The organism is Polymorphospora sp. NPDC051019, assembly GCF_040683055.1.
Lineage (GTDB): Bacteria > Actinomycetota > Actinomycetes > Mycobacteriales > Micromonosporaceae > Polymorphospora > Polymorphospora lycopeni.
Window position 1 is genome coordinate 37359 of record NZ_JBFBCH010000011.1, and the last position, 25979, is coordinate 63337.

At 73.0% G+C, this 25979-nt stretch carries 23 protein-coding genes; 9 read left to right on the top strand and 14 right to left on the bottom strand.

From position 1 onward, the window contains the following. Window positions 1–101 precede the first annotated feature (101 nt). A complete protein-coding gene (locus tag AB0M79_RS20240; RefSeq protein ID WP_364215718.1) occupies window positions 102–1445 on the top strand; it encodes a DUF6350 family protein in 1344 nt (447 codons plus the stop codon). Window positions 1446–1517: 72 nt separating this feature from the next. Here AB0M79_RS20240 and AB0M79_RS20245 read toward each other — a convergent pair whose 3' ends face one another. Both AB0M79_RS20245 and AB0M79_RS20250 read right to left on the bottom strand, forming a co-directional pair. Further along, entirely contained in the window at window positions 1518–2105 is a 588-nt protein-coding gene (locus AB0M79_RS20245; protein WP_364215722.1) for a DUF4190 domain-containing protein, read from the bottom strand. 28 nt (window positions 2106–2133) lie between these two features. Then, on the bottom strand, window positions 2134–2424 hold the full coding sequence (locus tag AB0M79_RS20250; protein ID WP_357533954.1) for a CD225/dispanin family protein: 291 nt from the start codon (window positions 2422–2424) through the stop codon (window positions 2134–2136). Between the two features lie 228 nt (window positions 2425–2652). Here AB0M79_RS20250 and purN point away from each other — a divergent pair, with 228 nt between their 5' ends. From purN to mdh, 5 genes are all read left to right on the top strand, one after another. Next, the gene (gene purN, locus AB0M79_RS20255; protein WP_357533952.1) at window positions 2653–3273 is read left to right on the top strand and encodes a phosphoribosylglycinamide formyltransferase; all 621 of its coding nucleotides are present in this window, start codon (window positions 2653–2655) and stop codon (window positions 3271–3273) included. Beyond that, a complete protein-coding gene (gene purH / locus AB0M79_RS20260; RefSeq protein ID WP_364215726.1) occupies window positions 3270–4838 on the top strand; it encodes a bifunctional phosphoribosylaminoimidazolecarboxamide formyltransferase/IMP cyclohydrolase in 1569 nt (522 codons plus the stop codon). The genes purN and purH overlap by 4 nt, the downstream gene beginning before the upstream one ends. A gap of 340 nt (window positions 4839–5178) precedes the next feature. Continuing rightward, window positions 5179–6039, top strand: coding sequence for a bifunctional methylenetetrahydrofolate dehydrogenase/methenyltetrahydrofolate cyclohydrolase (locus AB0M79_RS20265; RefSeq protein ID WP_364215729.1), 861 nt, complete (start codon window positions 5179–5181; stop codon window positions 6037–6039). A gap of 125 nt (window positions 6040–6164) precedes the next feature. Next, window positions 6165–7373 carry a peptidoglycan DD-metalloendopeptidase family protein gene (locus tag AB0M79_RS20270; RefSeq protein WP_364215732.1) on the top strand — a complete coding sequence of 403 codons (1209 nt, stop codon included), beginning with the start codon at window positions 6165–6167 and terminating at the stop codon, window positions 7371–7373. 72 nt (window positions 7374–7445) lie between these two features. Continuing rightward, window positions 7446–8396 carry a malate dehydrogenase gene (gene mdh / locus AB0M79_RS20275; RefSeq protein WP_364215735.1) on the top strand — a complete coding sequence of 317 codons (951 nt, stop codon included), beginning with the start codon at window positions 7446–7448 and terminating at the stop codon, window positions 8394–8396. 51 nt (window positions 8397–8447) lie between these two features. Here mdh and AB0M79_RS20280 read toward each other — a convergent pair whose 3' ends face one another. Then, on the bottom strand, window positions 8448–9272 hold the full coding sequence (locus AB0M79_RS20280; protein WP_364215738.1) for an MBL fold metallo-hydrolase: 825 nt from the start codon (window positions 9270–9272) through the stop codon (window positions 8448–8450). Window positions 9273–9392: 120 nt separating this feature from the next. Between AB0M79_RS20280 and AB0M79_RS20285 the strand changes: the two genes are divergently transcribed. Continuing rightward, on the top strand, window positions 9393–10610 hold the full coding sequence (locus AB0M79_RS20285; RefSeq protein WP_212822778.1) for an NADP-dependent isocitrate dehydrogenase: 1218 nt from the start codon (window positions 9393–9395) through the stop codon (window positions 10608–10610). Between the two features lie 320 nt (window positions 10611–10930). On the opposite strand, the gene AB0M79_RS20290 is transcribed toward AB0M79_RS20285, so the two are convergent. Then, the gene (locus tag AB0M79_RS20290; protein ID WP_364215741.1) at window positions 10931–11362 is read right to left on the bottom strand and encodes a hypothetical protein; all 432 of its coding nucleotides are present in this window, start codon (window positions 11360–11362) and stop codon (window positions 10931–10933) included. Window positions 11363–11535: 173 nt separating this feature from the next. Between AB0M79_RS20290 and AB0M79_RS20295 the strand changes: the two genes are divergently transcribed. Continuing rightward, window positions 11536–12312, top strand: coding sequence for a class I SAM-dependent methyltransferase (locus tag AB0M79_RS20295; RefSeq protein ID WP_364215744.1), 777 nt, complete (start codon window positions 11536–11538; stop codon window positions 12310–12312). On the opposite strand, the gene galT is transcribed toward AB0M79_RS20295, so the two are convergent. From galT to AB0M79_RS20310, 3 genes are all read right to left on the bottom strand, one after another. Next, entirely contained in the window at window positions 12309–13379 is a 1071-nt protein-coding gene (galT, locus tag AB0M79_RS20300; RefSeq protein WP_364215747.1) for a galactose-1-phosphate uridylyltransferase, read from the bottom strand. The genes AB0M79_RS20295 and galT overlap by 4 nt on opposite strands. A 116-nt stretch (window positions 13380–13495) precedes the next feature. Continuing rightward, window positions 13496–14416, bottom strand: a complete 921-nt coding sequence (locus tag AB0M79_RS20305; RefSeq protein ID WP_364216214.1) for a glycosyltransferase — start codon at window positions 14414–14416, stop codon at window positions 13496–13498. Beyond that, entirely contained in the window at window positions 14416–15393 is a 978-nt protein-coding gene (locus AB0M79_RS20310) for a sulfotransferase (protein WP_364215750.1), read from the bottom strand. Before AB0M79_RS20310 ends, AB0M79_RS20305 begins: the two co-directional genes overlap by 1 nt. A 61-nt stretch (window positions 15394–15454) precedes the next feature. On the opposite strand from AB0M79_RS20310, the gene AB0M79_RS20315 reads away from it, so the two are divergent. Then, window positions 15455–16324, top strand: coding sequence for a WecB/TagA/CpsF family glycosyltransferase (locus AB0M79_RS20315; protein ID WP_364215753.1), 870 nt, complete (start codon window positions 15455–15457; stop codon window positions 16322–16324). 75 nt (window positions 16325–16399) lie between these two features. Here the strand turns inward: AB0M79_RS20315 and AB0M79_RS20320 are convergent, their stop codons facing one another. The 7 genes from AB0M79_RS20320 to AB0M79_RS20350 form a co-directional block, all read right to left on the bottom strand. Next, entirely contained in the window at window positions 16400–17386 is a 987-nt protein-coding gene (locus tag AB0M79_RS20320) for a glycosyl hydrolase (protein ID WP_364215756.1), read from the bottom strand. Window positions 17387–17497: 111 nt separating this feature from the next. Continuing rightward, window positions 17498–18298 (bottom strand): methyltransferase domain-containing protein, encoded by an 801-nt coding sequence (locus AB0M79_RS20325; protein ID WP_364215759.1) that lies wholly within the window; start codon window positions 18296–18298, stop codon window positions 17498–17500. A 31-nt stretch (window positions 18299–18329) separates the two neighbouring features. Then, window positions 18330–20141: a polysaccharide biosynthesis C-terminal domain-containing protein gene (locus AB0M79_RS20330; RefSeq protein WP_364215762.1), complete on the bottom strand. Its 1812-nt coding sequence runs from the start codon at window positions 20139–20141 to the stop codon at window positions 18330–18332. Between the two features lie 65 nt (window positions 20142–20206). Beyond that, window positions 20207–21079 (bottom strand): sulfotransferase domain-containing protein, encoded by an 873-nt coding sequence (locus AB0M79_RS20335; protein ID WP_364216217.1) that lies wholly within the window; start codon window positions 21077–21079, stop codon window positions 20207–20209. Then, a complete protein-coding gene (locus AB0M79_RS20340) occupies window positions 21079–22320 on the bottom strand; it encodes a hypothetical protein (RefSeq protein WP_364215765.1) in 1242 nt (413 codons plus the stop codon). Before AB0M79_RS20340 ends, AB0M79_RS20335 begins: the two co-directional genes overlap by 1 nt. After that, on the bottom strand, window positions 22277–23767 hold the full coding sequence (locus AB0M79_RS20345) for a hypothetical protein (RefSeq protein ID WP_364215768.1): 1491 nt from the start codon (window positions 23765–23767) through the stop codon (window positions 22277–22279). The genes AB0M79_RS20340 and AB0M79_RS20345 overlap by 44 nt, the downstream gene beginning before the upstream one ends. Next, window positions 23764–25731 carry a Wzz/FepE/Etk N-terminal domain-containing protein gene (locus AB0M79_RS20350; RefSeq protein WP_364215771.1) on the bottom strand — a complete coding sequence of 656 codons (1968 nt, stop codon included), beginning with the start codon at window positions 25729–25731 and terminating at the stop codon, window positions 23764–23766. Before AB0M79_RS20350 ends, AB0M79_RS20345 begins: the two co-directional genes overlap by 4 nt. Window positions 25732–25979: the final 248 nt, after the last annotated feature.

Here is a 25979-nt window from a genome sequence, read left to right on the forward strand (position 1 = left end):
AGAGATTTGCGCTTAATGTCCACCGCTACAGGGAACTGACGCGTCGGCGACGGTGGTGTCGCGAACCACCACACCCTTTCGCGTGTTTAAGTGGGGCCTTGATGGCAGCCAGCACCCCTGACCAGCCTTCTCGCGCCGACGGGGCCGAGGAGCCGTTTCCCGCCGACCTGGGCAGCCGCCAGACCGAGCCGATCGACGTCGGCAACCGCCGCACCGAGCCGATCGACGTCGGTAACCGGCCGACCGTACGCCTGCCCACGCAGCGGTCCGGTGGCGTGCGTCGCGGCGGCCGGGCACCCATCGCCGTCGCCGCCGCCGTCGCCACGCTCTGGGCGGCGCTGGTCTCCTACCTGCCGGTCGCCGTCGTCATGGGCCTCGCCCAGCTCGCCGAGGACGCCGCCACGTTCGGCGGCGCCGCCCGGGTCGGACTCGCCGCCTGGCTGCTCGGCCACGGGGTGCCGCTGGAGACCGGCGCCGGGCCGCTCGGCCTCGCGCCGATGGCGCTCGCCGCCCTGGCCGCGTGGCGGGTCAGCCGCGCCGGTGTACACGTCAGCCGGGCGATCGGCGCCCGGCACCACGGCTCACCGCGGCAGGCCTTTCTCGTCGCGGTCGTCATCGGTTGCGCGTACGGCCTGCTCGGGGCGCTCGCCGCGCTCGCCGTCGGCACCGACGGACTGCACGTCCCGCCGCTGCGGGCCGCCGCCAACCTCGCCGTCTTCGGGGCGCTCGCCGCCCTGGTCGGCGCACTGCGCACCACCGGGGCGCTGCGCGTCGTCGCCCGGCGCCTGCCCGGCCCCCTGCGGCACGGCATCCGCACCGGGGTCGTCGCGGCGCTGCTGCTGATCGGCGCCGGGGCCGGTACGGCGGGACTGGCGGTGGCGACCGGTGGCGGCGACGCCAGCAGCATGATCCAGGCCTACCGGGCCGGAGTGACCGGCCAGGCCGGCATCACCCTCGTCAGCGTCGCGTACGCCCCCAACGCGGCGATCTGGGCCAGCGCCTACCTGCTCGGTCCCGGCTTCGCGGTCGGCACCGACACGGTCGTGCGGACCACCGAGGTCACCGTCGGGGCGCTGCCCGCCATCCCGCTGATCGCCGGCCTGCCGCACGGGCCGGTTGGCGGGTTCGGCGCGGCGATGCTCACCGTGCCGGTGTTCGCCGGGATGGCCGCCGGCTGGCTGCTCGCCCGCCGGCGGCTGCGGTCGGCCGCCCGGGACCGTACGCCGCTGTCCTGGAAGGGGCTGCTGGGCGCGGCGGCGATCGGCGGCCCGGTCGCCGGACTGGTGCTCGGCGTCGCCGCCACCGTCTCCGGCGGCCCGGTGGGCGGCGGCCGGCTCGCCGAGGTCGGGCCGGTCGGGTGGCAGGTCGCCGTTGTCGCGACCGTGGTCGTCGCGGTCGGCACCGTCGTCGGCGCGGCCGCCACCCGGGTTTTCACCGGGAACTGAGCGGCGCCGGCCCGCAACGGCGAAGGGCGCCCCGGCCATGGTGGCCGGAACGCCCTCGACGTGCTGCGACGATCAGGTGAAGCTCGGACCCAGGTCGATCATCTGGCCGATGATGACCATGATGATCGCCAGGACGATGCTCGACGCACCGCAGATCAGAGCGGCCATGGCCTGGCCACGGTTGCTGGCCTGCCCCTGGTCGGCCTTGTTCTTGCCGAGGAAGCCGAGCACGATCGCGCCGACGCCGAGCGGCAGGCTGAACAGGCCGCAGCAGAACGCCAGCGGCAACGCCACGATGCCGACGATCATGCCGATCAGGCCGAGCGTGTTGTTCTGCGAGGACGCGGGCGCGCCGTAGGAGGCCGCCGGGTAGCCCGGCGCGGCGCCGTACGGCTGGCCCGAGGTCGGCTGCTGCTGGGCGTACGGGTCCTGGTACGACGGCTGGCCGTAGGGGTCGCCGGACACCGGCTGGCCGTACGGGTCACCGGACACCGGCTGGCCGTAGGCCGGCTGCCCCGAGGTCGGCTGGCCGTAGGGCTGGCCGGAGGTGGGCTGGCCGTACGGCTGCTGCGGCTGGGCGTACGGGTCCTGGTACTGCGGCGCATTCGGGTCCTGCGGCTGCTTGCCGTATGGATCCTGGCCGGGATAGCCGGGCTGCATGGGCACTCCTTGTTCGGCGGACTATTTCTCAGACTGTGCTAGAGGCTATCGAGCCCGCCATCACCACGAAGTAGATGACGCAGCAGATGATGCTGATCACGTACCACGAGATGCCGACGATCAGGGCGAGTTTCGACCACTTCCGGGACTCCGCGGCCGCCGCCTGGGCGCCCATGAAGTCGCCCTGCTGAAGCAGTTGGTTGACCTTGGAGGCGTTGATGATGGCCGGAATGGCCAGCGGCCAGAACAGGAAGATCGAGACGATGGACATCGTCATGTTGTTGTCCACCTGGTGCGGTGGGTGCGAGGGGTAGCCCACGGAACCTGCTCCTTGACGATTCACTGTCGGGTCGGACATCGATGCCCGAGCGTCCGGCAGCGTACCCGGTCGTGGCGACAATTCGGCACCAACTATCAGGCGACATGCAGCTCCGTGCATCGCCTCGCATCAGCCGTCCGGCAGCCGGGTTCCACCGGTGCGGTGCCCGCCGGCCGGGCGCGCGGGGCGCGAAAAGGTCGTCGTGACCTGGCCGGTAGGGTGCTCTGCGTGACCGACCGCGCGCCAGCCGCCCGCCTCGTCGTCCTCGTCTCCGGATCCGGAAGCAACCTCCAGGCCCTGCTCGACGCGTGCGCCGATCCCGCGTACGGGGCCCGGGTCGTGGCCGTCGGCGCGGACCGGGACGGGATCGCCGGGCTCGACCGGGCGGCCGCCGCCGGGGTCCCGACCTTCGTCGAGCGGGTCCGCGACCACGCCGACCGCGCCGACTGGGACCGGGCGCTCACCGCACAGGTCGCCGAGCACAAGCCCGATCTGGTGATCTCGGCGGGCTTCCTGAAGCTGGTCGGCACCGACTTCCTCGCCTCCTTCGGCGACCGCTACCTCAACACCCACAACTCGCTGCTGCCCGCGTTCCCGGGCATCCACGGCCCCCGCGACGCGCTCGCCTACGGCGTGAAGCTGGCCGGCGCGACGCTGTTCTTCGTCGACGCCGGGGTCGACACCGGGCCGATCATCGCCCAGGTCGCGGTGCCGGTGCTGCCCGACGACGTCGAGGAAACCCTCACCGAACGGATCAAGGAAGCCGAGCGGCGGCAGCTCGTCGACAGCGTCGGCCGGCTGGTCCGCGAGGGCTGGACCATCACCGGAAGAAAGGTCACGATTCCATGAACGCCGCGCCGGACGGCCGCCGCCCGATCAAGCGGGCGCTGGTCAGCGTGTACGACAAGACCGGGCTGACCGAGCTGGCCCAGGCGCTGCACGCGGCCGGGGTCGAGATCGTCTCCACCGGTTCGACCGCGTCGACCATCGAGGGCGCCGGTGTCCCGGTGACCCGGGTGGAGGAGCTGACCGGCTTCCCGGAGTGCCTCGACGGGCGGGTCAAGACCCTGCACCCGCGGGTGCACGCCGGCCTGCTCGCCGACCTGCGGCTGGAGTCGCACGCCGATCAGCTCGCCGAGCTGGGGATCGCGCCGTTCGACCTGCTGGTCTCCAACCTCTACCCGTTCCAGGAGACGGTGGCGTCCGGCGCCGACGTCGACGGCTGCGTCGAGCAGATCGACATCGGCGGGCCGGCGATGGTCCGGGCCGCCGCCAAGAATCACCCGTCCGTGGCGGTCGTGACGTCGGTGACGGCGTACCCGATGCTCTTCGCCGCCCTGGCCGACGGTGGTTTCACCCTCGCCCAGCGCCGGCTGCTCGCCGCACGGGCCTTCGCCGACATCGCCGAGTACGACGTCGCCGTCGCCGCCTGGTGCGCCCGGGTGCTGGCCCCCGACGAGGAGTGGGCGCCGCGCTTCGCCGGCCTGGCGCTGCGCCGCTCGGCCACGCTGCGGTACGGCGAGAACCCGCACCAGCAGGCCGCGCTCTACCTCGACCCGGACGCCCCCGCCGGACTCGCCCAGGCCGAGCAGTTGCACGGCAAGGAGATGTCATACAACAACTACGTCGACGCCGACGCGGCGTGGCGGGCCGCCCACGACTTCACCGAGCCGACGGTGGCGATCATCAAGCACGCCAACCCGTGCGGGATCGCGGTCGGTGCCGATGTCGCCGAGGCACACCGCAAGGCGCACGCCTGTGACCCGGTGTCGGCGTTCGGCGGCGTCATCGCGGTCAACGCGCCGGTCACCGTCGAACTGGCCAAGCAGGTCGCCGAGATCTTCACCGAGGTGGTGGTGGCCCCGGCCTACGAGGACGGCGCGGTCGAGGTGCTGTCCGGCAAGAAGAACATCCGCCTGCTGAAGGCGCCCGCCTGGCGGCCGGCGCCGGTCGAGTGGCGGCAGGTCAGCGGGGGAGTGCTGACCCAGACGGCCGACCGGGTGGACGCCCCCGGCGACGACCCCGCCACCTGGCGGCTGGTCGCGGGCGAGGCCGCCGCCGACGACGTACTGCGGGACCTGGCGTTCGCCTGGCGCGCGGTGCGCGCGGTCAAGTCCAACGCGATCCTGCTGGCCGCCGACGGGGCGACCGTCGGGGTCGGGATGGGCCAGGTCAACCGGGTCGACGCCGCGCACCTGGCGGTGTCGCGGGCCGGTGCCGAGCGGGCGCGCGGGGCGGTCGCCGCCTCCGACGCGTTCTTCCCGTTCCCCGACGGCCTGCAGGTGCTGCTCGACGCCGGGGTCCGCGCGGTCGTGCAGCCCGGCGGATCGCTACGCGACGAGGAGGTGATCGCGGCGGCGCAGGCGGCCGGCGTGACCCTCTACCTGACCGGCACCCGCCACTTCTTCCACTGACCGTGAGCATGGCGGGGTCGGTTCATCAGTGGTGAGCTGATGCGGGTGGTAGTGGGCGGTGACTTTGGGGTCCTTCCTCGGCAAACCGTCAGGGCACCCGTGATCGTCTGCTGCCCAGCAGTTCGACACGCCGTACGGACAACCGCGGAACAACTAACGATCACCACACACACCGCCGCCCCGCAACCGCCGGGGCGGCCCACCGACGCCCGCCGTGAGGGCTGCTCGATCGCGTTGTATCACCTTGATCAGTGCGCCGTCCGCGCCGGCGTGGCCTCCTGGTGGGCGGGATCTTGGGGGGTTCGCCGGGTCGGTGCCGGCCGCGTGAGACGATCCGGACGTGACGGCGAACCTTCTGGACGGCAAGGCCACCGCGGCGGCGATCAAGGACGAGTTGCGGGGGCGGGTCAAGGCCCTCGCCGAGCGGGGCATCGTCCCCGGGCTCGGCACGGTGCTGGTCGGGGAGGACCCCGGCTCGCAGGCGTACGTCAACGGCAAGCACCGCGATTGCGCCGAGGTCGGCATCGCCTCGATCCGGCGCGAGCTGCCCGCTGACGCCACCCAGGACCAGGTCGACGAGGTGGTGGCCGAGCTCAACGCCGACCCGGCGTGCCACGGCTACATCGTGCAGCTGCCGCTGCCCGGGCAGATCGACACCCAGCGGGTGCTCGAGTCGATCGCCCCAGACAAGGACGCCGACGGGCTGCACCCGGTCAACCTCGGCCGGCTGGTGCTCGGCTACGACGCCCCGCTGCCGTGCACCCCGCGCGGAATCGTCGAGCTGCTGCGCCGGTACGACGTGCCGCTGCGGGGCACCGAGGTGGCGGTCGTCGGGCGGGGCAACACCGTCGGCCGGCCGCTCGGGCTGCTGCTGACCCGGCGCAGCGAGAACGCGACCGTGACCCTGTGCCACACCGGCACCCTCGACCTGGCCGCGCACACCCGGGCGGCCGACATCGTGATCGTCGCGGCCGGCGTACCCGGTCTGCTCACCGCCGAGATGGTCCGGCCGGGGGCGGTGGTCATCGACGTCGGGATCACCCGGGTCGTCGGCGCCGACGGCAAGGGGCACTACACCGGCGACGTCGACGCCGAGGTGCGCGAGGTGGCCGGCGCGATCGCGCCGATGCCCGGCGGGGTCGGCCCGATGACCCGGGCGATGCTGCTGACGAACGTCGTGGAGCGCGCCGAACGCTCCTGACCTCCCTCGCCCTGGCCCCGCGATCTTGCACTTGTCTCCTCCCTTTGCCCTGTTTGGGAGGTGATATGGGCAAGATCGCGGCGTGGCGACCCGGGACGCGTGTCTGATTTGGTAACTATGAGGGGATGCGAACCCCTATCGCGTCTTTTGTAGTCATCGTGCTGGTCGCCGGCATCCCGGCGCCCGTGCGCGCCGCAACGCCCGCCGACCTCGCCGGCGCGGTCGCCGCCCACCTGCGCGACGGGCAACTCCGTACCCAGCAGTCGCGGGCCGAGCAGCGGCAGGGCGGACCCGTCCCGTCCGTCGCCGACCCGGACCCCGACGTCGTCGTCGCGCGCAGCACCGACGAGCACGGGTTCGGCAGCGTGGTCGTACGGGCACCCGCGGCCGCCGGGGCGTACCCCGTGGGGTGGCTCTTCGTGGCCCGGCGTGCGGGCGGTGCGTGGCGGGTCGCGGTCGAGGGCGAGCCGGCGTTCGCCGAACTCAGCGCCGGTTCGACGATCCTGCGCGAGGACGAACGCCGCATTCTCGGCCGGGCCGGCGAGCGGTCCGAGGTCGGCCCGCTGTCGGTGAGCCCGGCCGACCGGCGCACCGGGATGCGGCTGCCGTACGCGGTCGGCCAGTCGTGGCGCTACACCGGCGGTCCGCACCCGATGAACGGCGGCGTACGCAGCTCGGTCGACTTCGCCGGCGGCGACGGCCGGGTGCTGGCCGCCCGCGCCGGACTGGCGTACACCATGTGCGGCTCCGGCAAGGGCTGGATCCGGGTGGTGCACGACCGGGGCTTCGCCACCGACTACTACCACCTCGCCGGCAACATCCAGGCCGACGGCCGGGCGGTCAAGGAGGGCGACTTCCTCGGCAACATCGGCAACGACGTCTCCTGCGGCGGCTCGTCCACCGGCGCGCACGTGCACTTCTCCCTGCGTCGGAACAACGCGTACGTGCCGATCGACCGTTACAACTTCGGCAAGTGGGTCATCTCGGCCTCCGGCGCCGACTACAGCGGCTCGGCCTGGTACGGCTCCCGGCGGGTCGACGTGGGCGGGACGCTGCACAACCACGGTGTGCTCGGATTCACACAGGGGGTCGTCGACACCGACGGCGGCACCGTCCTCAACCGCCGCTCCGGGCCCGGCGCCAACCATCCCGTGGCGGGTACGGTCGCCGACGGCGCGACGGTCACCGTCGAGTGTTCGGCCCGGGGTACGCGTCACGTGGGCCGGAACGGGTACAGCAGCGACCTGTGGAACAAACTGACCGACGGAACCTGGGTCAGCGACGTGTTTCTATGGACCGGCACGGGTGACCCAGTCAACGGCCTGTGCCCCTAGCCCGGCGGGGCCCCGCCCTGACTGGTACGGTCCGCCCAAACAAGCCTTCCGGTATCAGAGAGTGAGACGACCATGGGCAAGAAGGTCACCGTCGTCGGCGCCGGCTTCTACGGCTCGACGACCGCGCAGCGCCTCGCCGAGTACGACGTCTTCGACACGGTCGTGCTCACCGACATCGTCGAGGGCAAGCCCGAGGGCCTCGCCCTCGACCTCAACCAGTCCCGGTCGATCGAGGGCTTCGAGACCAAGATCGTCGGCGCGACCACCGGCCCGAACGGCGAGGGCTACGAGGCCATCGAGGGCTCCGACGTCGTCGTCATCACCGCCGGCCTGCCCCGCAAGCCCGGCATGAGCCGGATGGACCTGCTCGAGGTCAACGCCAAGATCGTCCGGAGCGTGGCGGAGAACGTCGCCAAGTACGCCCCGAACGCCGTCGTCATCGTCGTCTCCAACCCGCTCGACGAGATGACCGCCCTGGCCCAGCTCGCCACCCAGTTCCCGAAGAACCGGGTCCTCGGCCAGGCCGGCATGCTCGACACCGCCCGCTTCACCAACTTCGTCGCCGAGACGCTCGCCGTACCGGTCAACACGGTGAAGACGCTGACCCTCGGATCGCACGGCGACACCATGGTGCCGGTGCCCTCGCAGAGCAGCGTCAACGGCAAGCCGCTGGCCGACGTGCTCCCGGCCGACAAGATCGAGGAGCTGGTCGTCCGGACCCGCAACGGCGGCGCCGAGGTGGTGGCCCTGCTCAAGACGGGCTCCGCCTACTACGCCCCGTCCGCCGCCGCCGCCCGGATGGCCAAGGCCGTCGCGGAGGACTCCGGCGCGGTCATGCCGGTCTGCGCCTGGGTCGACGGCGAGTACGGCATCTCCGGCGTCTACCTCGGCGTCGAGGCCGAGATCGGTGCCGAGGGCGTCAAGAAGGTCGTCGAGACCGAGCTGACCGACAACGAGCTGGCCGACCTCAAGGCCGCCGCCGAGGCCGTACGCGCCAAGCAGCAGGACGTCGCGGGCATGTGACCCGCCGGTCCGGACCGCCGCATCCCGCCCGGGGTGCGGCGGTCCGTCGTTTCAGGTGGCAGGTTCGGTAGGGGCGCCGAGCGTGATGAACGGATCGGTCAGGTGCGGGGTCGCCAGGACCGCCGAGGGGCGCGCGGCCAGGTCGCGCAGCAGCGTCTCCCGCGACACCCGGGCCGTTTCGGGGTCCACCTCGTGCGCGTACGGCTGCGCCGGATCGATCAACTGCACCGGGTGCACGAGCAGGTCACCGGTGAGCAGTACCCTTTTCCCGCCCTCTTGCAGCAACACCGACTGGTGGCCCGGCGTGTGCCCGGGCGTCGCGACGACCCGTACCCCCGGGGTGAGTTGTCGGTCACCCTCGACCACGTGCAGTTGGCCCGTCGCCGCCAGCGGATCCAGCAGGTACGCCGCCAGTTCCGGATTCGCGGCCCGGACCGCCGCCAACTCCGCGTCCTGCACGACATAGCGGGCGTTGGCGAAGTGCGGCGCGCCGCCGGTCACCGCCCACCCCACATGGTCGGTGTGCAGGTGGGTCAGTACGACGGTGTCCACCTCCGCCGGGTCGATGCCCGCCGCCGCCAGTTCGTCGGGCAGTCGCCCGGGCACCGGAGCCCAGGCCCGGGCCGGTGCCTCGGCCGGGCCGATGCCGGCGTCGACCATGACCACCCGGCCGTCGTCGAACCGGATCGCGAAGCACCGGAACCGCAGCCACCACTGCCCGTCAGCGGTCACCGTGCCCGGGTCGTACTCGTCCGCCCGGCGCCATAACTCGGCCGTGACCCGCGGGAACGCGGTGGACCGGGGTTCGAAGAACGGCCCTTCACCGTCCGTCAGGGCGATCACGGTGGCGGACCCGAAGCGGCGGCTGACCGGCATCGCGCCATCCTGTCATCCGTGGTTGGCGGTGGGCGCTTGCCGGACCTGCCTGAGCGCCCTCACGTGCATCCAGTACGCTCGTACTGCTAGTACTGAGGTTCCCGAGAGGAGCGCCGGCCGATGGCGAAGATCAAGGTAGCGAACCCGGTCGTCGAACTCGACGGCGACGAGATGACCCGGATCATCTGGAAGCAGATCCGGGAGCAGTTGATCCTGCCCTACCTCGACGTCGAACTCGACTACTACGACCTGTCGATCCAGTACCGTGACCAGACCGACGACCAGGTGACCATCGACTCCGCGAACGCCATCAAGCGGCACGGCGTCGGCGTCAAGTGCGCCACCATCACCCCTGACGAGGCCCGCGTCGAGGAGTTCGGCCTCAAGAAGATGTGGCGGTCGCCGAACGGCACCATCCGTAACATCCTCGGCGGCGTCGTCTTCCGCGAGCCGATCATCATGTCCAACGTGCCGCGGCTCGTCCCGGGCTGGACCAAGCCGATCATCATCGGCCGGCACGCCCACGGCGACCAGTACAAGGCCACCGACTTCGTCGTACCCGGCCCCGGCTCGGTCACCGTCACCTACACCCCGGCCGACGGTGGCGCCCCGATCGAGATGGAGGTCGCCAACTTCTCCGGCGGCGGCGTCGCGATGGGCATGTACAACTTCGACGAGTCGATCCGCGACTTCGCCCGCGCCTCGATGCGCTACGGCCTCGACCGCGGCTACCCGGTCTACCTGTCGACGAAGAACACCATCCTCAAGGCGTACGACGGCCGCTTCAAGGACATCTTCGCCGAGGTCTTCGAGGCCGAGTTCAAGGCCGAGTTCGACGCCGCCGGCATCACCTACGAGCACCGGCTGATCGACGACATGGTCGCCGCCGCGCTGAAGTGGGAGGGCGGCTTCGTCTGGGCCTGCAAGAACTACGACGGTGACGTCCAGTCCGACACGGTCGCGCAGGGCTTCGGCTCGCTCGGCCTGATGACGTCGGTCCTGATGACCCCGGACGGTCGTACGGTCGAGGCCGAGGCCGCCCACGGCACCGTCACCCGGCACTACCGGCAGTGGCAGAAGGGCGAGAAGACCTCGACCAACCCGATCGCCTCGATCTTCGCCTGGACCCGGGGCCTCGCCCACCGCGGCAAGCTCGACAACACCCCGGCGGTCACCGACTTCGCCAACACGCTGGAGCAGGTCTGCATCGAGACCGTCGAAGGCGGCCAGATGACCAAGGACCTCGCGCTGCTGATCTCCCGCGACGCGCCGTGGCTGACCACCGACGAGTTCATGAACGCTCTCGACGAGAACCTGGCGCGCAAGCTCGGCGCCTGACCAGCACCTCGGAAAATGCCCGCCGGCGGTTCGCCGGCGGGCATTTTCGTGCTTCCGGCCGCTCTGTCCGTGGTCGCCGTTCCGGCGCCAGGGGCGACGTCGGACCCCGCCAGCGATCGACACCGAGCGTTACCGCGGATACGCCGCTGTCGTTGTACGGGGTGGACGCGGTGCCAGTCGCGTCCGGGGGAGCGAAGCCGGTCGAGGACGCCCGACCGGGACGCCGGCCCGGCCAGCTCCCCGGCTGTGCCGCACAGCCTGCCGTCCCTTCCCATTGCGGGGGGCCCTGTCCCGGGCCCCCCGCAGCCCTGACCGCTCGCTCAGCAGAGTTGGCTTCCGCAGTACCGGTTGATCGTGGCGTAGGCGGTCTGCGTGCGGCTCTGCCCGTTCTGCGTGTAGGTCACGGTCGCTTCGATCGACGAGTCGGAATGGCCGGATACCCAGACCGAGCACGTGGGCGACGTCGCGGTGCAGCCGGTGTTGATTGACTGGTAGGGGCCGCTGACGCTCCAGGCGAAGGTGTAGCTTCCGGACGTGTTCTGCACCGCGAAACCGACGTTGTAGGTGCTGGCCGGCGCGCTGTTGTTGCAGTAGGTGTTCCAGGTGAAAACGACGCCCGGGGCGATGCGGCAGCCGAAGGTTTCCTGGCCGATGGCGGCGGCGGGTGTGGCGCCGGCGAGCGTGAACGTGGTCGCCGCGACCACGCAGGCGGCGACGCTGGCAAGGACGGAACGAATGCGCGGGCGCTTCATGGGCCGCTCCATTCTGTGGTCGGGTGAGTCGACCCTAGTGATCGCTGTCCTTGTCGGGCAATGATGAAAATAAATGGCTATTGGTAATGCCATCCAGGTGCTGACAAGTCATGAATTGCGCCGAAGGCGCCGCAGGCACCCCCGGACGAGCGCGTTGCCGTACGGTGTTCGCCATGGCGGAACGGGTTCGGGCCAGGGTGTTCGGTGAGGTGGCCGACGAATACGACCGGATCCGGCCCGGCTATCCGGCGGCGCTTGTCGACGACGTCCTCGACCATGCCCGGCTGGCCGGCGCGCCCGCCCTGGAGGTCGGCGCCGGCACGGGCAGGGCGACCGTGGCGTTCGCCGAGCGCGGGGTCGCCGTCACCGCGCTCGAGCCCGACGGGGCGATGGCCGAGGTGCTGCGCCGCCGCGTGGCGGATCGGCCGGACGTGACGGTTGCGGTCACCGCCTTCGAGGACTACCGGCCGGCCCGGCCGTTCGGCCTGCTGTTCAGCGCGCAGGCCTGGCACTGGACAGAGCCGGCGGTGCGCTGGCGGCGGGCCGCCGCGGCCCTGGCCCCCGGCGGGACGCTCGCCCTGTTCTGGAACGGCGACCGGCCGGCCGACCCGGAGGTGACGGCCACGCTGCTCGACCTGCACCGTAGGCACGCACCCCAGATCCTGCCCGACGTCGAACCGGTCCACGACTCGCCGCTCGCGGCCGCCTGGCCACGCGAGGAACTGGTGGCGCAGACCGACTTCGGTGACCTGTCCGAGCGCCTCTACCGGTGGGAGCGGACGCTGACGGCGCAGGACTACACGGCGAACCTGTCCACCCACTCGGCATACCGGATGCTCGACGAGGGCACCCGGGTCGGGCTCTTCCGGGCGATCACCGACGTGCTCGGGGAGCGGATCGTCGTCAGCATGGCCACGGCGCTGTACCTGGCCCGCCGGCTGGACAACTAGCGCAGCATGGCCGCCGCCTGTTCGGGGCGGATGTCGTTGATGAAGACGCCCATCGCCGACTCGGAGCCGGCGAGATACTTCAGCTTGTCGGCGGCGCGGCGGACGCTGAACAGTTGCAGGTGCAGGTAGCCGAGGTCGCGGTCGACGCGTACCGGGGCCTGGTGCCAGGCCGAGATGTACGGCATCGGCTTGTCGAAGAGCTGGTCGAAGCGGCGCAGGACGTCGAGGTAGAGCGGCCCGAAGGCGGCGCGCTCGGCGTCGTCGAGCGCGGGCAGGTCGGGCACCTGCCGGTGCGGTGCGATGTGCACCTCGAACGGCCAGCGGGCGGCGGCGGGGACGTAGGCGGTCCAGTGCGCGTTCGACGCCACGACCCGAACGCCGGCGTCCCGTTCGGCGGCGAGCACGTCGGCGAACAGGTTGCGTCCGCCGGTGCGCTCGGCGTGCCGCCGGGCCGCGGTCATCATCGCCCGGGTGCGCGGGGTGAGGAACGGGTACGCGTAGATCTGGCCGTGCGGGTGGTGCAGGGTGACGCCGATCTCGACGCCGCGGTTCTCGAAGCAGAAGATCTGCTCGACGCCGGGTAGCTCGGACAGTTCGCCGGTCCGGTCGGCGAGCGCGTCGAGCACGGTGCGGACCCGGGCCGGGGGCAGGGTGGCGAACGACGCGTGGTGGTCGGCGGTGAAGCAGACGACCTCGCACCGGCCGAGGCCGGGTCGGGTCGGGGTGTAGGGCGTCGGCTCCTCGCCGGGCTCGCCGGTGCGGGCGGTCAGGGACGGGAACCGGTTCTCGAACACGGCGACGTCGTAGTCGTACGCCGGGATCTCCGACGACTGGTCCGGTGTGGACGGGCACAGCGGGCACTGGTCGGTCGGTGGCAGGAAGATGCGGGTCTGCCGGTGGGCGGCGATCGCCACCCACTCGTCGAGCAGCGGGTCGTAGCGCAGCTCCGAGGCGGGTGGTGGTGGCGGCAGGTCACGCCGGTCGGGTCCCTCGCGTACGGCGTCGTCGCGTTCGTCGTAGTAGATGAGGTCGCGGCCGTCGGCGAGCCGGACCATCGTGCGCTTCATCGTCGACTCCCGGATTCGAACATCCGCTGGCCCCCAGATCCAAACGTAATCCAACAGATACGCACACTAGCGGCCATCGTGCGGGCGCGGAACGCCGGGCTGCCCCAGCGGTCGGTTCAGATCCCGCGGCCGCGCCGGTGCAGGGTGGCGAGCACGTTCTCCACCCGTACCGCGCCGGTGATCGCGGCGAGGGCGATCGCCGCCCGCGGCTCCCGCCAGTTGGACCGCACCGCCTCCCGGGTCCACCGCCACGCCTCCGCCCGGTTGCCGGTCGCCGCCGACCAGCAGGCCAGCTGCCCGTAGACCCGGGCCGCGCCGGGCCGGCAGCCGCTGATCTCCGGATGCCGGGCCATCATCCAGCGCAACGACGAGATCTTGGTGGCGTACTCGTAGGCGTAGTGCGACGTACGGCCCCAGAGCACACGTACCAGTGGCTCGTCGACGTGGACGACGGGTGACCGGCGGGCGGCCCGCAACAGCAGGTCCCAGTCCTCGTTCTGGCTGCCCGGCGCGTCCTCCGCGACCAGGCCGATCCGGTCGGGGTCGGTCAGTGCGGCGCGTTCGACGAGGAAACTCGACGAGTGCAGCATCGCCATCCGGGAGCGGGCCAGGTGGTCGACGGTGACCCGGTCGACACCGGCGAGCCGGGGGGTGCGGTGGCCGTCGTACTCGACCTCGATCGCGCACGACGCGAACTCGGCGCCGGACCCGGCGGCGGCCAGGGCGGCGACCTGCCGGCGCAGCTTGTCCGGCGCCCACCGGTCGTCGTCGTCGCAGAACGCGACCAGGTCGGTGTCCAGCGCCACGATCGCGGTGTTCCGGGCGCCGGCGAGGCCGGGGGTACGGCAGTTGCCGAGCACCATCACCGGCACCCCGTCGGTGGTGGCCAGCAGGTAGTCCGGGGCACTGTGGTCGAAGACGACGACCACCCGCAGCCGACCGGGGTAGTCCTGGGTGCGCACGCTCGCCAGCGTCCGGCGTAGCAGTTCGGGGCGGTCGCGGGTCGGGACGACCACGCCGACCGACGGCCACGCGATCACCGCTGGTCACCCGGTGTGGCGGCGACCCCGGTACGCGCCGCGCCGGTCCCGCGCAGCGGATAGCCGTACGCGCGCAGCAGCGGTGCGCAGACCGCGCCGACCAGCCGCCGCTGCCCCGGCGGCAGGGCGGCCATCCAGGTGTCGTCGTGCCGCAGCGGGATCCGGCCGACCTGGAACCGCATCGGGTTGCCCGCCGCGCTGTGCCCGACCCGCAGGTCGGCGTGCGTGCCGGTGACGAAGCCGAGATCGGTGCCGGACAGGTCGACGCCGGTGAAGGCGGCCAGCCGGCGCAGTTCGTCGACCGGCCCGCCGACCAGTTGTTCGTACCGGACCCGCAGGACCGGCACGCCGCGCCGGGCGAGCAGCCCGAAGGCGGCGTTGTGCGCGTTCCAGAGCAGGGCGGAGCGACCGGGCGCGTACCGGGTCATGGTGTCGGCGCCGTCGGTCTCCGGCCGCCCGACGGTCTTGGTCCAGGAGTACGCGACCCCACGCGCGTCGCGGACGACGTGGGCGACCCGCAGGTCGAGACCGGGTGCCCAGCGCAGGCAGTGGGCGAGCGCGCTGTGCTTGGAGGAGTCGACGACGACGGTGGCGCCGGAGACGTCGGCGGCGGCGGCGTAGACGGCGCGGTAGTAGCCGGCGTACTCCTCGACGAGGCCGCGCAGGTCGTCGGGGAGGCGGCTGCCGGCGAGCCGGGGGATGTGCCGGGTCCGTTCGACGGCCTCCTTCAGCGCCAGCACCCGGTAGACGTCGACCTGGTTCCAGCCGCCGAAGGCGCGTTCGCCGACGAGTTGCCAGAACCGGCAGGCCGAGAAGCGGGCCCCGCAGCCGCATCGTTCGTCGTCGCGGACGTCGCGTTGCCAGAGGTGTACGACCTCGCCCAGAGCGCACACGCCGGGCAGTTCACCCATCAGGCGCTCGACCAGTGTTGTGCCACTTCGCCCTAATCCACCGACAAAGAGAACTACTGCCACTTTTAACCGCCTTCGCTCGTTTCATCGGTATAACGAGCGATCGACCGGTGAGGAGCTTGGTTTGGGGCTGTACGCGACGTTTCGTCGGATAAACGTCGGAGGTACCGACTTCGACGCACTCACCGAGGACCGGGTGGTCGCGATGGTCCGCGACGCGCTGCGCCGGGGAGCCGGCGGCCGGATCATCACCCCCAACGTCGACATCCTCCGGCAGGCCCGGACCGACCCCGGCGTACGCGCCCACCTCGCCGACGCCACCCTCGTCGTCGCCGACGGCATGCCCCTGGTGTGGGCCAGCCAACTCGCCGGAAGCCCCCTGCCGGAGCGGGTCGCCGGTTCCAGCCTGCTCTGGTCGCTGTCGCACGGGCTCGGGCTGGACGGCCGTTCGGTCTTCGTCCTCGGCGGCGACCCGCCGGCCGCCGGGACCGCCGCGGGTGCCGTCCGCGCCGCCCGGCGGATCACCGCCGCCTGCCCCGGCCTGCGCGTGGCCGGCACGCTGAGCCCTCCCTACGGCTTCGACCGCGATCCCGCGCACCTCGACCGGGTCTGCGCCGAGGTGGTGGCCGCCCGGCCCGACCTGGTGCTGGTGGGGCTCGGCTTCCCGAAGCAGGAGCGGATCATCGACCGGCTGCGGGCCCGGATGCCGGCCGCCTGGTTCCTCGGCTGCGGAGCGGCGGTCAACTTCGCGGCCGGCGACCAGGTCCGCGCTCCACTGTGGATGCAGCGGTCCGGTCTGGAGTGGGCGCACCGGCTCGGCACCGAACCCCGCCGCCTCGCCGGCCGCTACCTGCGCCACGACGCCCCGTACGCGCTGCGGCTGCTCGCCACGACGGCGGCGGCCCGGCACGCGGTGTCCCGCCGTACGTCGCCCGGCCGGGCGCTGCCACGCCGGCCGGCGTCGAGGCGGGCGGTGCCGCTGCCGGCGCGCTGACCGGGTGCCGCCCACGCGGCGACCGGGTGCCGCCGGCGTGGCGCCCGGGTGCCGCCCGCGCGGCGCCCGGGATGCTCAGCCGCCCGGGTTGAAGTACGGATCGCGGGCCAGTTCGGTGAACGCGGCGAAGGCCGGCGGGTCGTCCGAGAGCTGGAACTGCCCCTTGGGCGGATTGCCGTCCGGATCCGACTCGAAATACGCCACCGCCTTGATCTGCGGGTTCGCCTTGAAGAGCACGACCGCGTCACGCAGCCACGCCGCCCGGTCCGCCGAACCCCACTCCCGGGCCACCCCGAACTCGCCCACGATGATCGGCTTCGGCCGCCGCGCCGCCCAGCGCAGGAACGGGTCCATCAACTCCGCCAGCGGCCGGAACCGCTGGCCGGCGTACACGTCGACGCACGTCCAGTCGACGGCGTCGTCACCGGGATAGAAGTCCGGCGCGTCGCCCCGGACGAAGCCCTCGGCCGTCGGGCACCACACCCAGGACGCGTTGGCGACCCGTTCCTCGTCGAAGATCCGGCGGGTGTGCCGCCAGGCCGCGACGAAGTCCGGCCCCGACCACATGGTGGCGCGCAGATTCGGCCGGTCCATCTCCCACCGGTAGCGCAACAGCACCGGGCGCTGTGCGGCGCGTACCCGGCGGGCCTGGGCCCGGATCAGCTCGTCGTGGTGTCCGTCCACGATGGATCTGGTGTCACCGGACGCCCAACTGAGCATGACGGTCACGCCACGGGCCATGAACTCCCGGTCGGTCAGGGTGAGGAACTCCTCGTCGAACCGCCGGTAGGTGTTGACGATGTCGAGCGGGCGGTTAAGCGACTCCTCGTAGCCGGTGATGGCCGCCCGCCTCCCGTCCTGGCCCCAGACCCGGGGCTTGACCCAGGCGCCGAGCCGGGCGCCGGCGGTGGGGGCGGCGACCGGGCCGCTGTCGTACGGGCCGGGGTTGGTGGCGACACCGGCCGGCGGTGCGGCGGTGGGTTCCGGCGGGGCGGGTGCCGCCGTACAGCCGGCCAGCGCGGCGGCGAGCACCACGACCGCGCTCCTGGTCCACCTGCTCATCGGGACTCCTCGTTCTCTGGCACACGAAGATCCGCGTGATCAGGGAGTACGCGGCACGACGCGCCGGCGACGCGCGCGATTTACTCCCTGATCACGCGGATCATGGGGGAGTTACCAGGTGGTGGCGTCGGGGTGGGGCGGCGGCTGGACCCGCGGCGGGGCCACCTGGGGGACGGTGCGGCGGGCCACGTAGAGCACGTTCACGCAGTAGCGGCTCAGGGCCGGGACACGGGTCGCCACGTTGTCGACGACCGTCGCCACCGGGCGCAGCCAGCGCCGGTCGTACCAGCCCCGGGTCAGCACCGAGAAACCGCGCCGCTCCACGATGCTGAAGCCGTACCGCGCCAGCAGCGTCGTCACCTCCTCGTGGGAAAGCTCGGCGAACCACGGCTCGCCCACGTGCCGGCGGTGCCGCAGGTGCCGGGCCGAACCCCGGTTGCCGTGGTTCTCCACCACCAGCAGCCCGGCCTCCTGGTGCGGCAGCACCCGGGCCGCGAACGCGATCGCCCGTTCCCGTACCTCGTCACCGGCGTTGAGCAGCAGCCGGAACACGGTGACGATCGCCGGCGAGTCGGTCGCCACCGGCGACGGCACCGGCCCGGTCGCGTCGACCCGGTGCAGTTCGGCCAGGGCGCCCAGCTCGTCGGCCTTGGCCAGCATCGCCGGCGACGAGTCGTAGCCGTGCGCGCCGCGCACCATGCCGTGCAGCGCCCGCAGTGCCCGCCCGGTCCCGCAGGCGAAGTCGTGCTGCACCGGCCGGCGGGTCTCGAACGACCGCCCGACCAGGTCGCGCAGGTACGCGCGCTGCCGCCGGTTGATCGCCGCCGCGTACCCGTCCGGGGCGTACTCGACGGACTCGTACCGCTCGACGGCGGCGGTGTCCTGGAAGACGTCGGCGTAGTCGTTGCGCAACTTGCTGCTCCTCGGTTCGGTGTCGGGCTGGTCAGTTCGGTGTGGAGCGGACGGTCCTGGTCGGCCTGGTCAGTTCGGTGTCGGGCGGACGGGTCCTGGTCGGTCGGGGCATGCCGGCGGCGGGCTCCTCCGCGCGGCCGGCGGCCGGCGCCGGGCCGGGCCGTGGAGTCGGGCCGGGCCGTGGAGCCGGGCCGGGCCGTGGAGCCGGATGGGGGTCGACGGCGCGGGCGGCGGCCGTCCGCGGGCGACGGAAGGCGTCCAGGGCGAGCGGGCCGCGCAGCAGCCGTACGCCGGTCAGGTATGCGACGCCGGCCACGGCCACCGCCGTGAGCGCGGCCGCCGGGCCGGTGCCGGCCGCCACCACGAAGATCCGGGGCAGTACGCCGAAACAGCCGACCGCGAGCGCCGCGGCGGCCAGCGTGCCGGGCCCGAACGGGTGCAGTCCGAGCGCCACGCCGACCTGGGCCAGCGGCAGGACGTTGTTGACGGCGACGGCGGCGGCGAGCCCGATCGCGGCCCCGAGCGCCCCGAGGCTGGGGATGAGGGCGAGGTCCAGCACGACGGTCACGGCCAGCGCGAGCGCGATGTTGGCCAGGTTCCAGCTCGTGCGGCCGGCCATCGCGAGCACCATGTCGACCATGCCGCAGCCGGTGGACAGCAGCATGGCACCGGCGAGTACGGCGACGATCGGGCCGCCGTCGCGGTAGGCGTCGCCGAAGAAGCCGAGGTAGAGCGGGGCGTACGTGAGCAGCAGCAGGTAGAGCGGCCAGGTGGCGAGCACCAGCCAGCCGGTGGCCGCCTGGTAGAGCCGCTTGGCGGTGGCCCGGTCGCCGGTGGCCAGCGCCTCGGCGAGCCGGGGCTGTACGGACTGCGAGATCCCCTGGTTGGCGAGCTGCCCGAGCACGACGAACCGTCCGGCGACGGCGTACAGCGCGGCCGCCCCGAGCCCGCCGAGCCCCGCCACGAGCAGCAGGTCGACCCGCTGGAGCGCGAGCTGCCCGACACTCCCCACCGCCCGCGGCCAGTTGAACCCCCAGAACGCCCGCCAGACCCCCTTCTCCACCCGCCGCCGCCCCCCAAGATCCCCGTGATCAGGGAGTACGTCGCCCGGCGCGCCGCCGACCCGCGCGATTTGGTCCCTGATCACCCGGATCTTGGGGGGACCGGGGGGAGTGGGGGGACCGGGGCGGCGGGGGCGCGGGGTGGTGGTGGTGTGGGTGTGGTGCAGGGCGTACCCGGACAGGATGGCGATCGGCAGGTACGGCAGCACCCAGGCCAGCGCGTACGCGGTCAGCGGCATGGCCAGCCACCCGGCGGCGACGGTGGCCGCCGCGATCCCGGCGAGTTGCAGCAGCGGCCGGGCCGCCCGTTCGAGCACCAGCGTCGGTCCCAACCGCCGGTAGCCCCGGATCGCCGCGAGCGCGGCGTCGGTGAAGGCGGCCAGCGGTACGAACCCGGCCAGCACCCGCAGCCCGGCGGTGTGCTGGGCGACGGTGTCCGGGCCGGCGTCGCCGGCGGTGATCCGGGCCAGGACCGGTGCCGCGACCAGCAGCCCGGCCCCGAGGACGACGGCGACCCCGGCGACCGGGGTGAGGCCGGCCCGCAGGCAGATGCCGAGCAGGTGCCCCTGGCCCCGGGCCCGCAGCCGGGCCGGCCAGTAGACCAGTCCGGTCTGGGTGCCGAGCTTGGCGACCGCGCCGATCAGCACGAAGAGGGCGGTGGCGGCGAAGAACGCGCCGGCCTGTTCGGGGCCGAGGCCGCGGGTCACCAGCCAGGTGACGCCGATCCCGGCGACGGCGGCGAAGCCGGCCCCGGCGATGCCGGCCACCCCGCCCCGGGCCACCGCCCGCACCCCGCCCGTGCCGGAACCACCGTCCACAGGCGAGGGCGCGGCAGCGGCCGCGACGTTCACCGGTGCCACGACGGCGGGCGGCCGAGCCACGAGGTGAGCTGTTCGTCGTACGGGGCGTAGTGGGCGGTCAGGTCACGCCGTACCCGGTCCTCCATCGCGGTGCCGCGCGGCCGGGCGTTGTGCCGCTCGAACGCGGGGTAGCCGAGGTTGGGCAGGCCGAGGAAGTCCAGCACCTCGTCGTAGACGTCTTCCGGGGTGGCGAAGAACCGTTCGCTCTCCACCACGTGGATCCGGTCCCGGCCGACCCGGGCGGCCAGCTCGGCGAGGTGGGTCGCGTACTCGCCGCGGGCCCGGTAGGCGTGGTGCTGGTGGGCGAAGCTGTGGTACGTCGGATCGCCGACGAGTCGCCGCTGCTCGCCGCGCAGCCGGGCCGGCTCCAGCGCCAGTGCCCGGCTGAACGAGGTCTCCGACTCGAAGCCACGGGCCAGCTCGTGGGCGTGGTGCGAGTAGGCCCGCTCGACCGGATCGCGGACCAGCACGACCAGCTTCACGCCGGGCAGGTCGCGGGCGATCCGGGCCGGCGCGTGCGGGTGGTACATGTAGTACGGGCTGGACTCGAAGGTCTGCACCGGCACCCCGTGCCGCTCGGCCAGCCGGTCGGCGGTGCGGCGCAGCGGGAAGTGCGCCCGATACCAGGACAGGCCCCGGTGGTAGGACGTGTCGAAGTAGTGCACGCCCTTGTGCAGCACGGCCTTGAGGATCGCCGGATGGGCGGCCATCGCCCGGTAGAGCGAGGTCGTGCCGCACCGTTGCCCGCCGCAGATCAGGAACGACGGCAGCATCCGGGCCGGTGCGGTGAGCCGGCCGTACGAGCGGGAGCCGAGGTGCGCGACCCGTTTGACCGGCTCGGGCACCCGGGAGGACCGGATCACTGGTAGCCCTCCACCCGGCGGACCAGGACCGGCAGCAGCCAGGTGCCGAGGACCCCGAGCCGGGCGCCGGCCTCGGCCTGCCGGTCCGCGAGATAGCGGGCGGCGAGGTCGATCAGGTAGAGCAGCGCGGTCAGTTCGGCGGTGCCGGGCGGGGTGTCGAAGGGGCGGAGCAGCAGCGGGGCCTGCCGTACGGTGGCCTCGACCGCGGCCGCCGCGTCGCCGCTGGCCATGATGCGCTGTTGCAGGTCGTGGTGCAGGGCGTCGAACCCCAGCGGTACGCCGGTCGCGAACCGCTCCCAGTCCCAGACCAGCAGCCGGTCGCCGAGCGACGCCATGTTCCACGGCGCCCAGTCGCCGTGCCACGCGCCGTACCGCAGGTCGGTGTCGCCGGCACGGGCGGCGAGCGACCGGGCGGCCCCGGCGAGCGCGGCGCCCTCTGGCCGGTCGGCGACGGCGGTGAGCCGGTCGCGCATCTCGGCCCAGTACGGGCTGGTGGCCAGCCAGCCCCGGGAGATGCCGCAGCAGCCGGCGATCTCGCGCATCGCGTCGGTGAGCCGGTAGGGCTGCAACGGCTGGCGTGGCTCCCAGACCGGCAGCGCCGACTGCACCAGCACCTGGTGGCCGTGCCACTGGCCGGCGTGCCGCACCGCCGGCACCATCAGGTGCCGCAGATCCACATGGGACAGCGCGGTCAGGGCGGCGGTCTCGGCGCGGACCAGGCGCCGGGTCAGCGGGCCGACGCCGAGCTTGGCGAATCCGGCGGTCTCGCCGGCCGGCGAGATGAGTTGCAGCACCGGTTTCCGGTTGGCCCGGGCGGGTCCGATGTGGACGCTGATGGCGAGGTCGGTGTCGAGTTGCCGGCGCAGGTAGCCGTCGATGCCGCTCCCGGCCGGGCCGGTGACCCGGATCCGGTCCCGGAGCACCACCTTCGACGCCCCGCTGCGCAGCGCCAGCACGACGGCGTCGCGCTTGAGCCGGGCCGACCGGGACTGCGGTTCGGCGTAGTGGCGTACGGCGGCGGCGGCGACCCGCCGCGACCGGGTCGGAACCAGCAGCCGCGGCCGGCGGGCGTCGGGCACCACGAGATAGCCGGCGACCGGGCCGGCGCCGTCCCGCGGCCCGCCGTCGACGGCGCACGGCGGCGGGTAGAGCACGCCGAGCACTTCCTCCAGGTATCGCGCGCGCAACGCCGCGTCACCGTCGGTCAGGTGTGCCGGTGCGGTGGTGACCGGACTCATCTGCCTGCCTCCCCTCGTTGCGCCACAGCAGCGCGTAGGCCAAGAACATGAACGCCAGGGGGGTGACCAGCGCGTTGTACCAGAGCATGGCGGCGAACGAGCCGAGGATCGCGCAACTCCCGGCGATCCCGACCGGACTTCGGTCCCGCCGGAATCGCCACACTCCGTAACCGAGAAAGCCGAGGTACGCGAACGTGCCGGTCAGCCCGTGCGCGATGAGCAACTGCCAGAGCTGGCCGTTGCCGCCGATCGTGAAGTTGCCGCACCGTTCGCAGTCGGCGCTCTCGCCGACGGTGATCGAGTGGCGGCCGCCGATCGTGGTCCGGGTCGAGCCGTAGCCGATCACCGGTGACTCGGCGACGCCGGCGACCGCCCGTCCGATGAGGTAGGACCGCACGCCGTTGGACTTGCCGTTGTCGAGCCGGGCGGTGACCACGTTGCCGAGCGGGGTGACGACCAGCGCCGCCGCCAGCGCCACGGCCGCCGCCGCGAGCGCGCCGATCACCCAGACCCGGCCGGCGAGGGCCAGCCGCAGTGCGACGTACCCGGCGGCCAGGCCGAGCCCGATCCACAGGCCCCGGTTCAGCGAGATCACCACCGGTACGACCGAGACGGCGAGGCAGGCCAGCGCGAGCAGCCGGGTACGCCGCCGGGTCACCTGCCCCCACACCGCGACCACGAACCAGACCACGAGCAGGCAGAAGTTGTTGCCCCAGGTGTTGGTGTAACCCCACGGGGCGGCCGGACGGGGACGCTGGTCGCCGATGATGTCGTGGATCTGCGCCGCGTACGGGTGCACCAGCGACTGCACGAATCCCCGGCCGCGGATCTCCGGCGGGAGCAGCATCTCGACCGGGGAGGTGAACTCGAACGTGCCGGCGAACACGCCGAGCAGCCCGCCGGCGACGGTGACCACGAACAGCCAGCCGAGCAGCCGGACCAGCCGCCGGACCGGCAGCTCGCGTTCGGTGAGGTTGCCGGCGTGGATCAGCAGCACGGTCATCGCCAGGTACTCGACGAGGCGGAAGAGCACGCCGACCATCCGGCCGGACGCCGGCCCGGGTACCGCGCCGGTCGGCTCGGAGCCGAGGGCGGCCATGCTCACGACCAGGACGGCGAGGAAGACGGCCCACAGCCAGAAGCCGGGCGGCAGCCGTACCGGGCGGCCACCGAGGTGCGCGCGCAGCAGCGCGTACGCCATCGGCACCGCCAGGATCGGGAAGATCAGTACGCCGAGCCCGAGTGCCCACCACAGTGGATAGAGCAGGAGCAGCCCGGTCACCGGCCAGGCGGGCAGGACCGGCGGCGGGCCGGCCGCCCGGTGCTTGCCGCCGGCCGCCGGCCCGATGGCGTGCCCGGCGATGGGCGGGTGGCCCGGAGCGTCGCCCGGCGGCGCCTCCCGGTCGGGGGGCCGACCCGGGCCGGCGGCCGGTGCGACGACCGTCACCGGCCGGGCCCCTCGCGGCCGTCGTCGCCGGTACGCGCCGACGGCAGCCCGCCGTCGCCGGTGGTCGGCCAGCCGTCGGCCGTGGCACGGTCCATCTCGGCCAGCGTGAGCCGGTCGAGGCGGTGCAGTACGGCGGTCTCGACGCCACCGTCGCCCTCACCGGCGTCAGTGCCCGGCCCGGTGGCCGTCCGGGTACGGATCAGCGCGGTGCCGGCGGTGAGGTCGAGCCGCGCGACCCGGGCCTCGTCCGCCGTCCTGCCGCTCCGGCCGGCGCCGTCGCGGATCGTGCCGGCGCGCGAGACGGCGTCGCGCGAAACGGTGTCGCGGGCGGCGGCACCGGGTGCGGCGGCGATCCGGGGTGCCGCGTCGCGGGTGGTGCCGTCGTGCGGCACACCGCGGGTGGCCGCCTCGCGCGTGGTGCCGGCCCGCTTCCCGGTACGGCCGCGCGGGGCCGCCCCGGCCTCGCCGTCCCGCTGCGGGGTGAGGCGCGGCAGGACGACCGCGCCGAGCAGCGGGGTGCCGATCCGGCGCAACTGGTCGGCCGCGTCGGTGACCTCGTCCCGGCGGGTCCGGCGCAACTCCACCGCGATGAGCGCGGCGTCGGCGAAGGAGGCGAGGCTCTGCGCGTCGGCGCTGGTCGCCGTCGACGGGGCCTCGATGACGACGTACGCGGTGCCGCCGCTGAGCCGGTCGAGCACCTCGCCGAGGTAGGGCGAGCGCAGCAGGCCGCCGGCCGTCGCGGTGCCGCCGGTGGTCAGCACCCGCAGCCAGGGGTTGCGGGGGGCGCGCTGGGCGGCGGTGTCGAGGTCGACCTTGCCGGCGAGCACCTCGGACAGGCCGGGCGTGGATGCCACCCCGAAGAGCTGGGCGAGCGGTGTCGTTTCGGCGATGCTCTCCGCCGGGTTCGCGCCGACGAGCACGACCTCGGAGCCGGTGTGCGCCAGGGTGGCGGCGAGATTGGCGGCGACCAGGGTCGACGCGGTGCCCCGGCTGGCGCCGGTGACCACCACGATCCGGTCGTCGGGCCCGAGGCTGGCCAGCACCTCGTTGCGCAGCCGGTAGAACGTGTGCCCGCCGGGCCCGTACGGCTGGTGCAGGTCGTCGACGCGCGACGCGGTCCGGTCGCTCAGTTCGGCGAGGACCGGTACGCCGGTCCGGCGCCCGACGTCGGAACCGGCGCGGATCCGGCGGTCGAGGCGTTCCCGGGCGGCGGCCACGCCCAGCCCGAGCAGCAGGCCGAGCATGGCGCCGCTGGCGAGGTTGAGCAGGGTGTCGGGCCGGCTCGGCCGGGTCGGCAGCCGGGCGTCGCTGATGATCCGTCCGGCGCTGACGGTGGCGGTGGTCAGTTCGTTGAGCTTGCCGGTCAGCGAGTTGAGCTGGGCCTGGGTGGTGGCGCGCTGGCTCTCCAGATTGGCCCGTTGCGGGCTGCCCGCGGACAGCCCGGCGAGCCGGCCGATGACCTGGACCAGCGCTGCGTCCAGCTCCTTGATCTTGCTGTTCAGGGCGGCGATCTGGGTGTCCAGGTCGGCGCGGGCGCTGGCCTCCCGGTTGCGCAGGTAGGCCTCCGCGAAGGCGTGCGAGCCGGCGCGGGCCGCCTCGGGCTCGCCGGCCGCGAAGGTGATGACCAGGACCGAGGTGTTGGCCGGCACCTTGACCGAGACGTCGTGCGCGAGGTCGTCGGCGGCGGTGTCGACGCGCAGGAGTTCGGCGGCGCCGGTCGCCACCGCGGTGGAGCGGACCAGTTGGGCCTCGGTGTCGAGGTTGATGTCGCCCCTGGTCCGGCCGCCGACCACGTTGGTGTCCTGGCCGGCGGGCTGGACCAGCACCGACGTCGACGATTCGTAGACCCTGGCCTGGGTGCTGGTCACAACGGCCGCGCCGGCCAGCCCGGTGACCAGCAGCGCGAGCACGACCCACCACTGGCGGCGGAGCAGGCCGAGGTGGTCGGACAGGTCTGGAGACACCGGACGAGACGCGTCCATCAGATTCGGGGGCCCTTTCCACAGATGGCGGCGCCGCCCGACCGGCTTGTCGGACGACGACATGTTCTGGGGGGTTTGTCACTTCGGCGGCGTATCTCCCCCTGAGGGGTAAACGGGCGGTCGGGCAGTACGTAACTCTTGACGCGGAGACCGGCCCAGGATGCCCGGAAGATAACGATTGAGGGGTAAACGAGGCTTTAGCTGATTTACGCGGCTCTAGAGGTTAAATG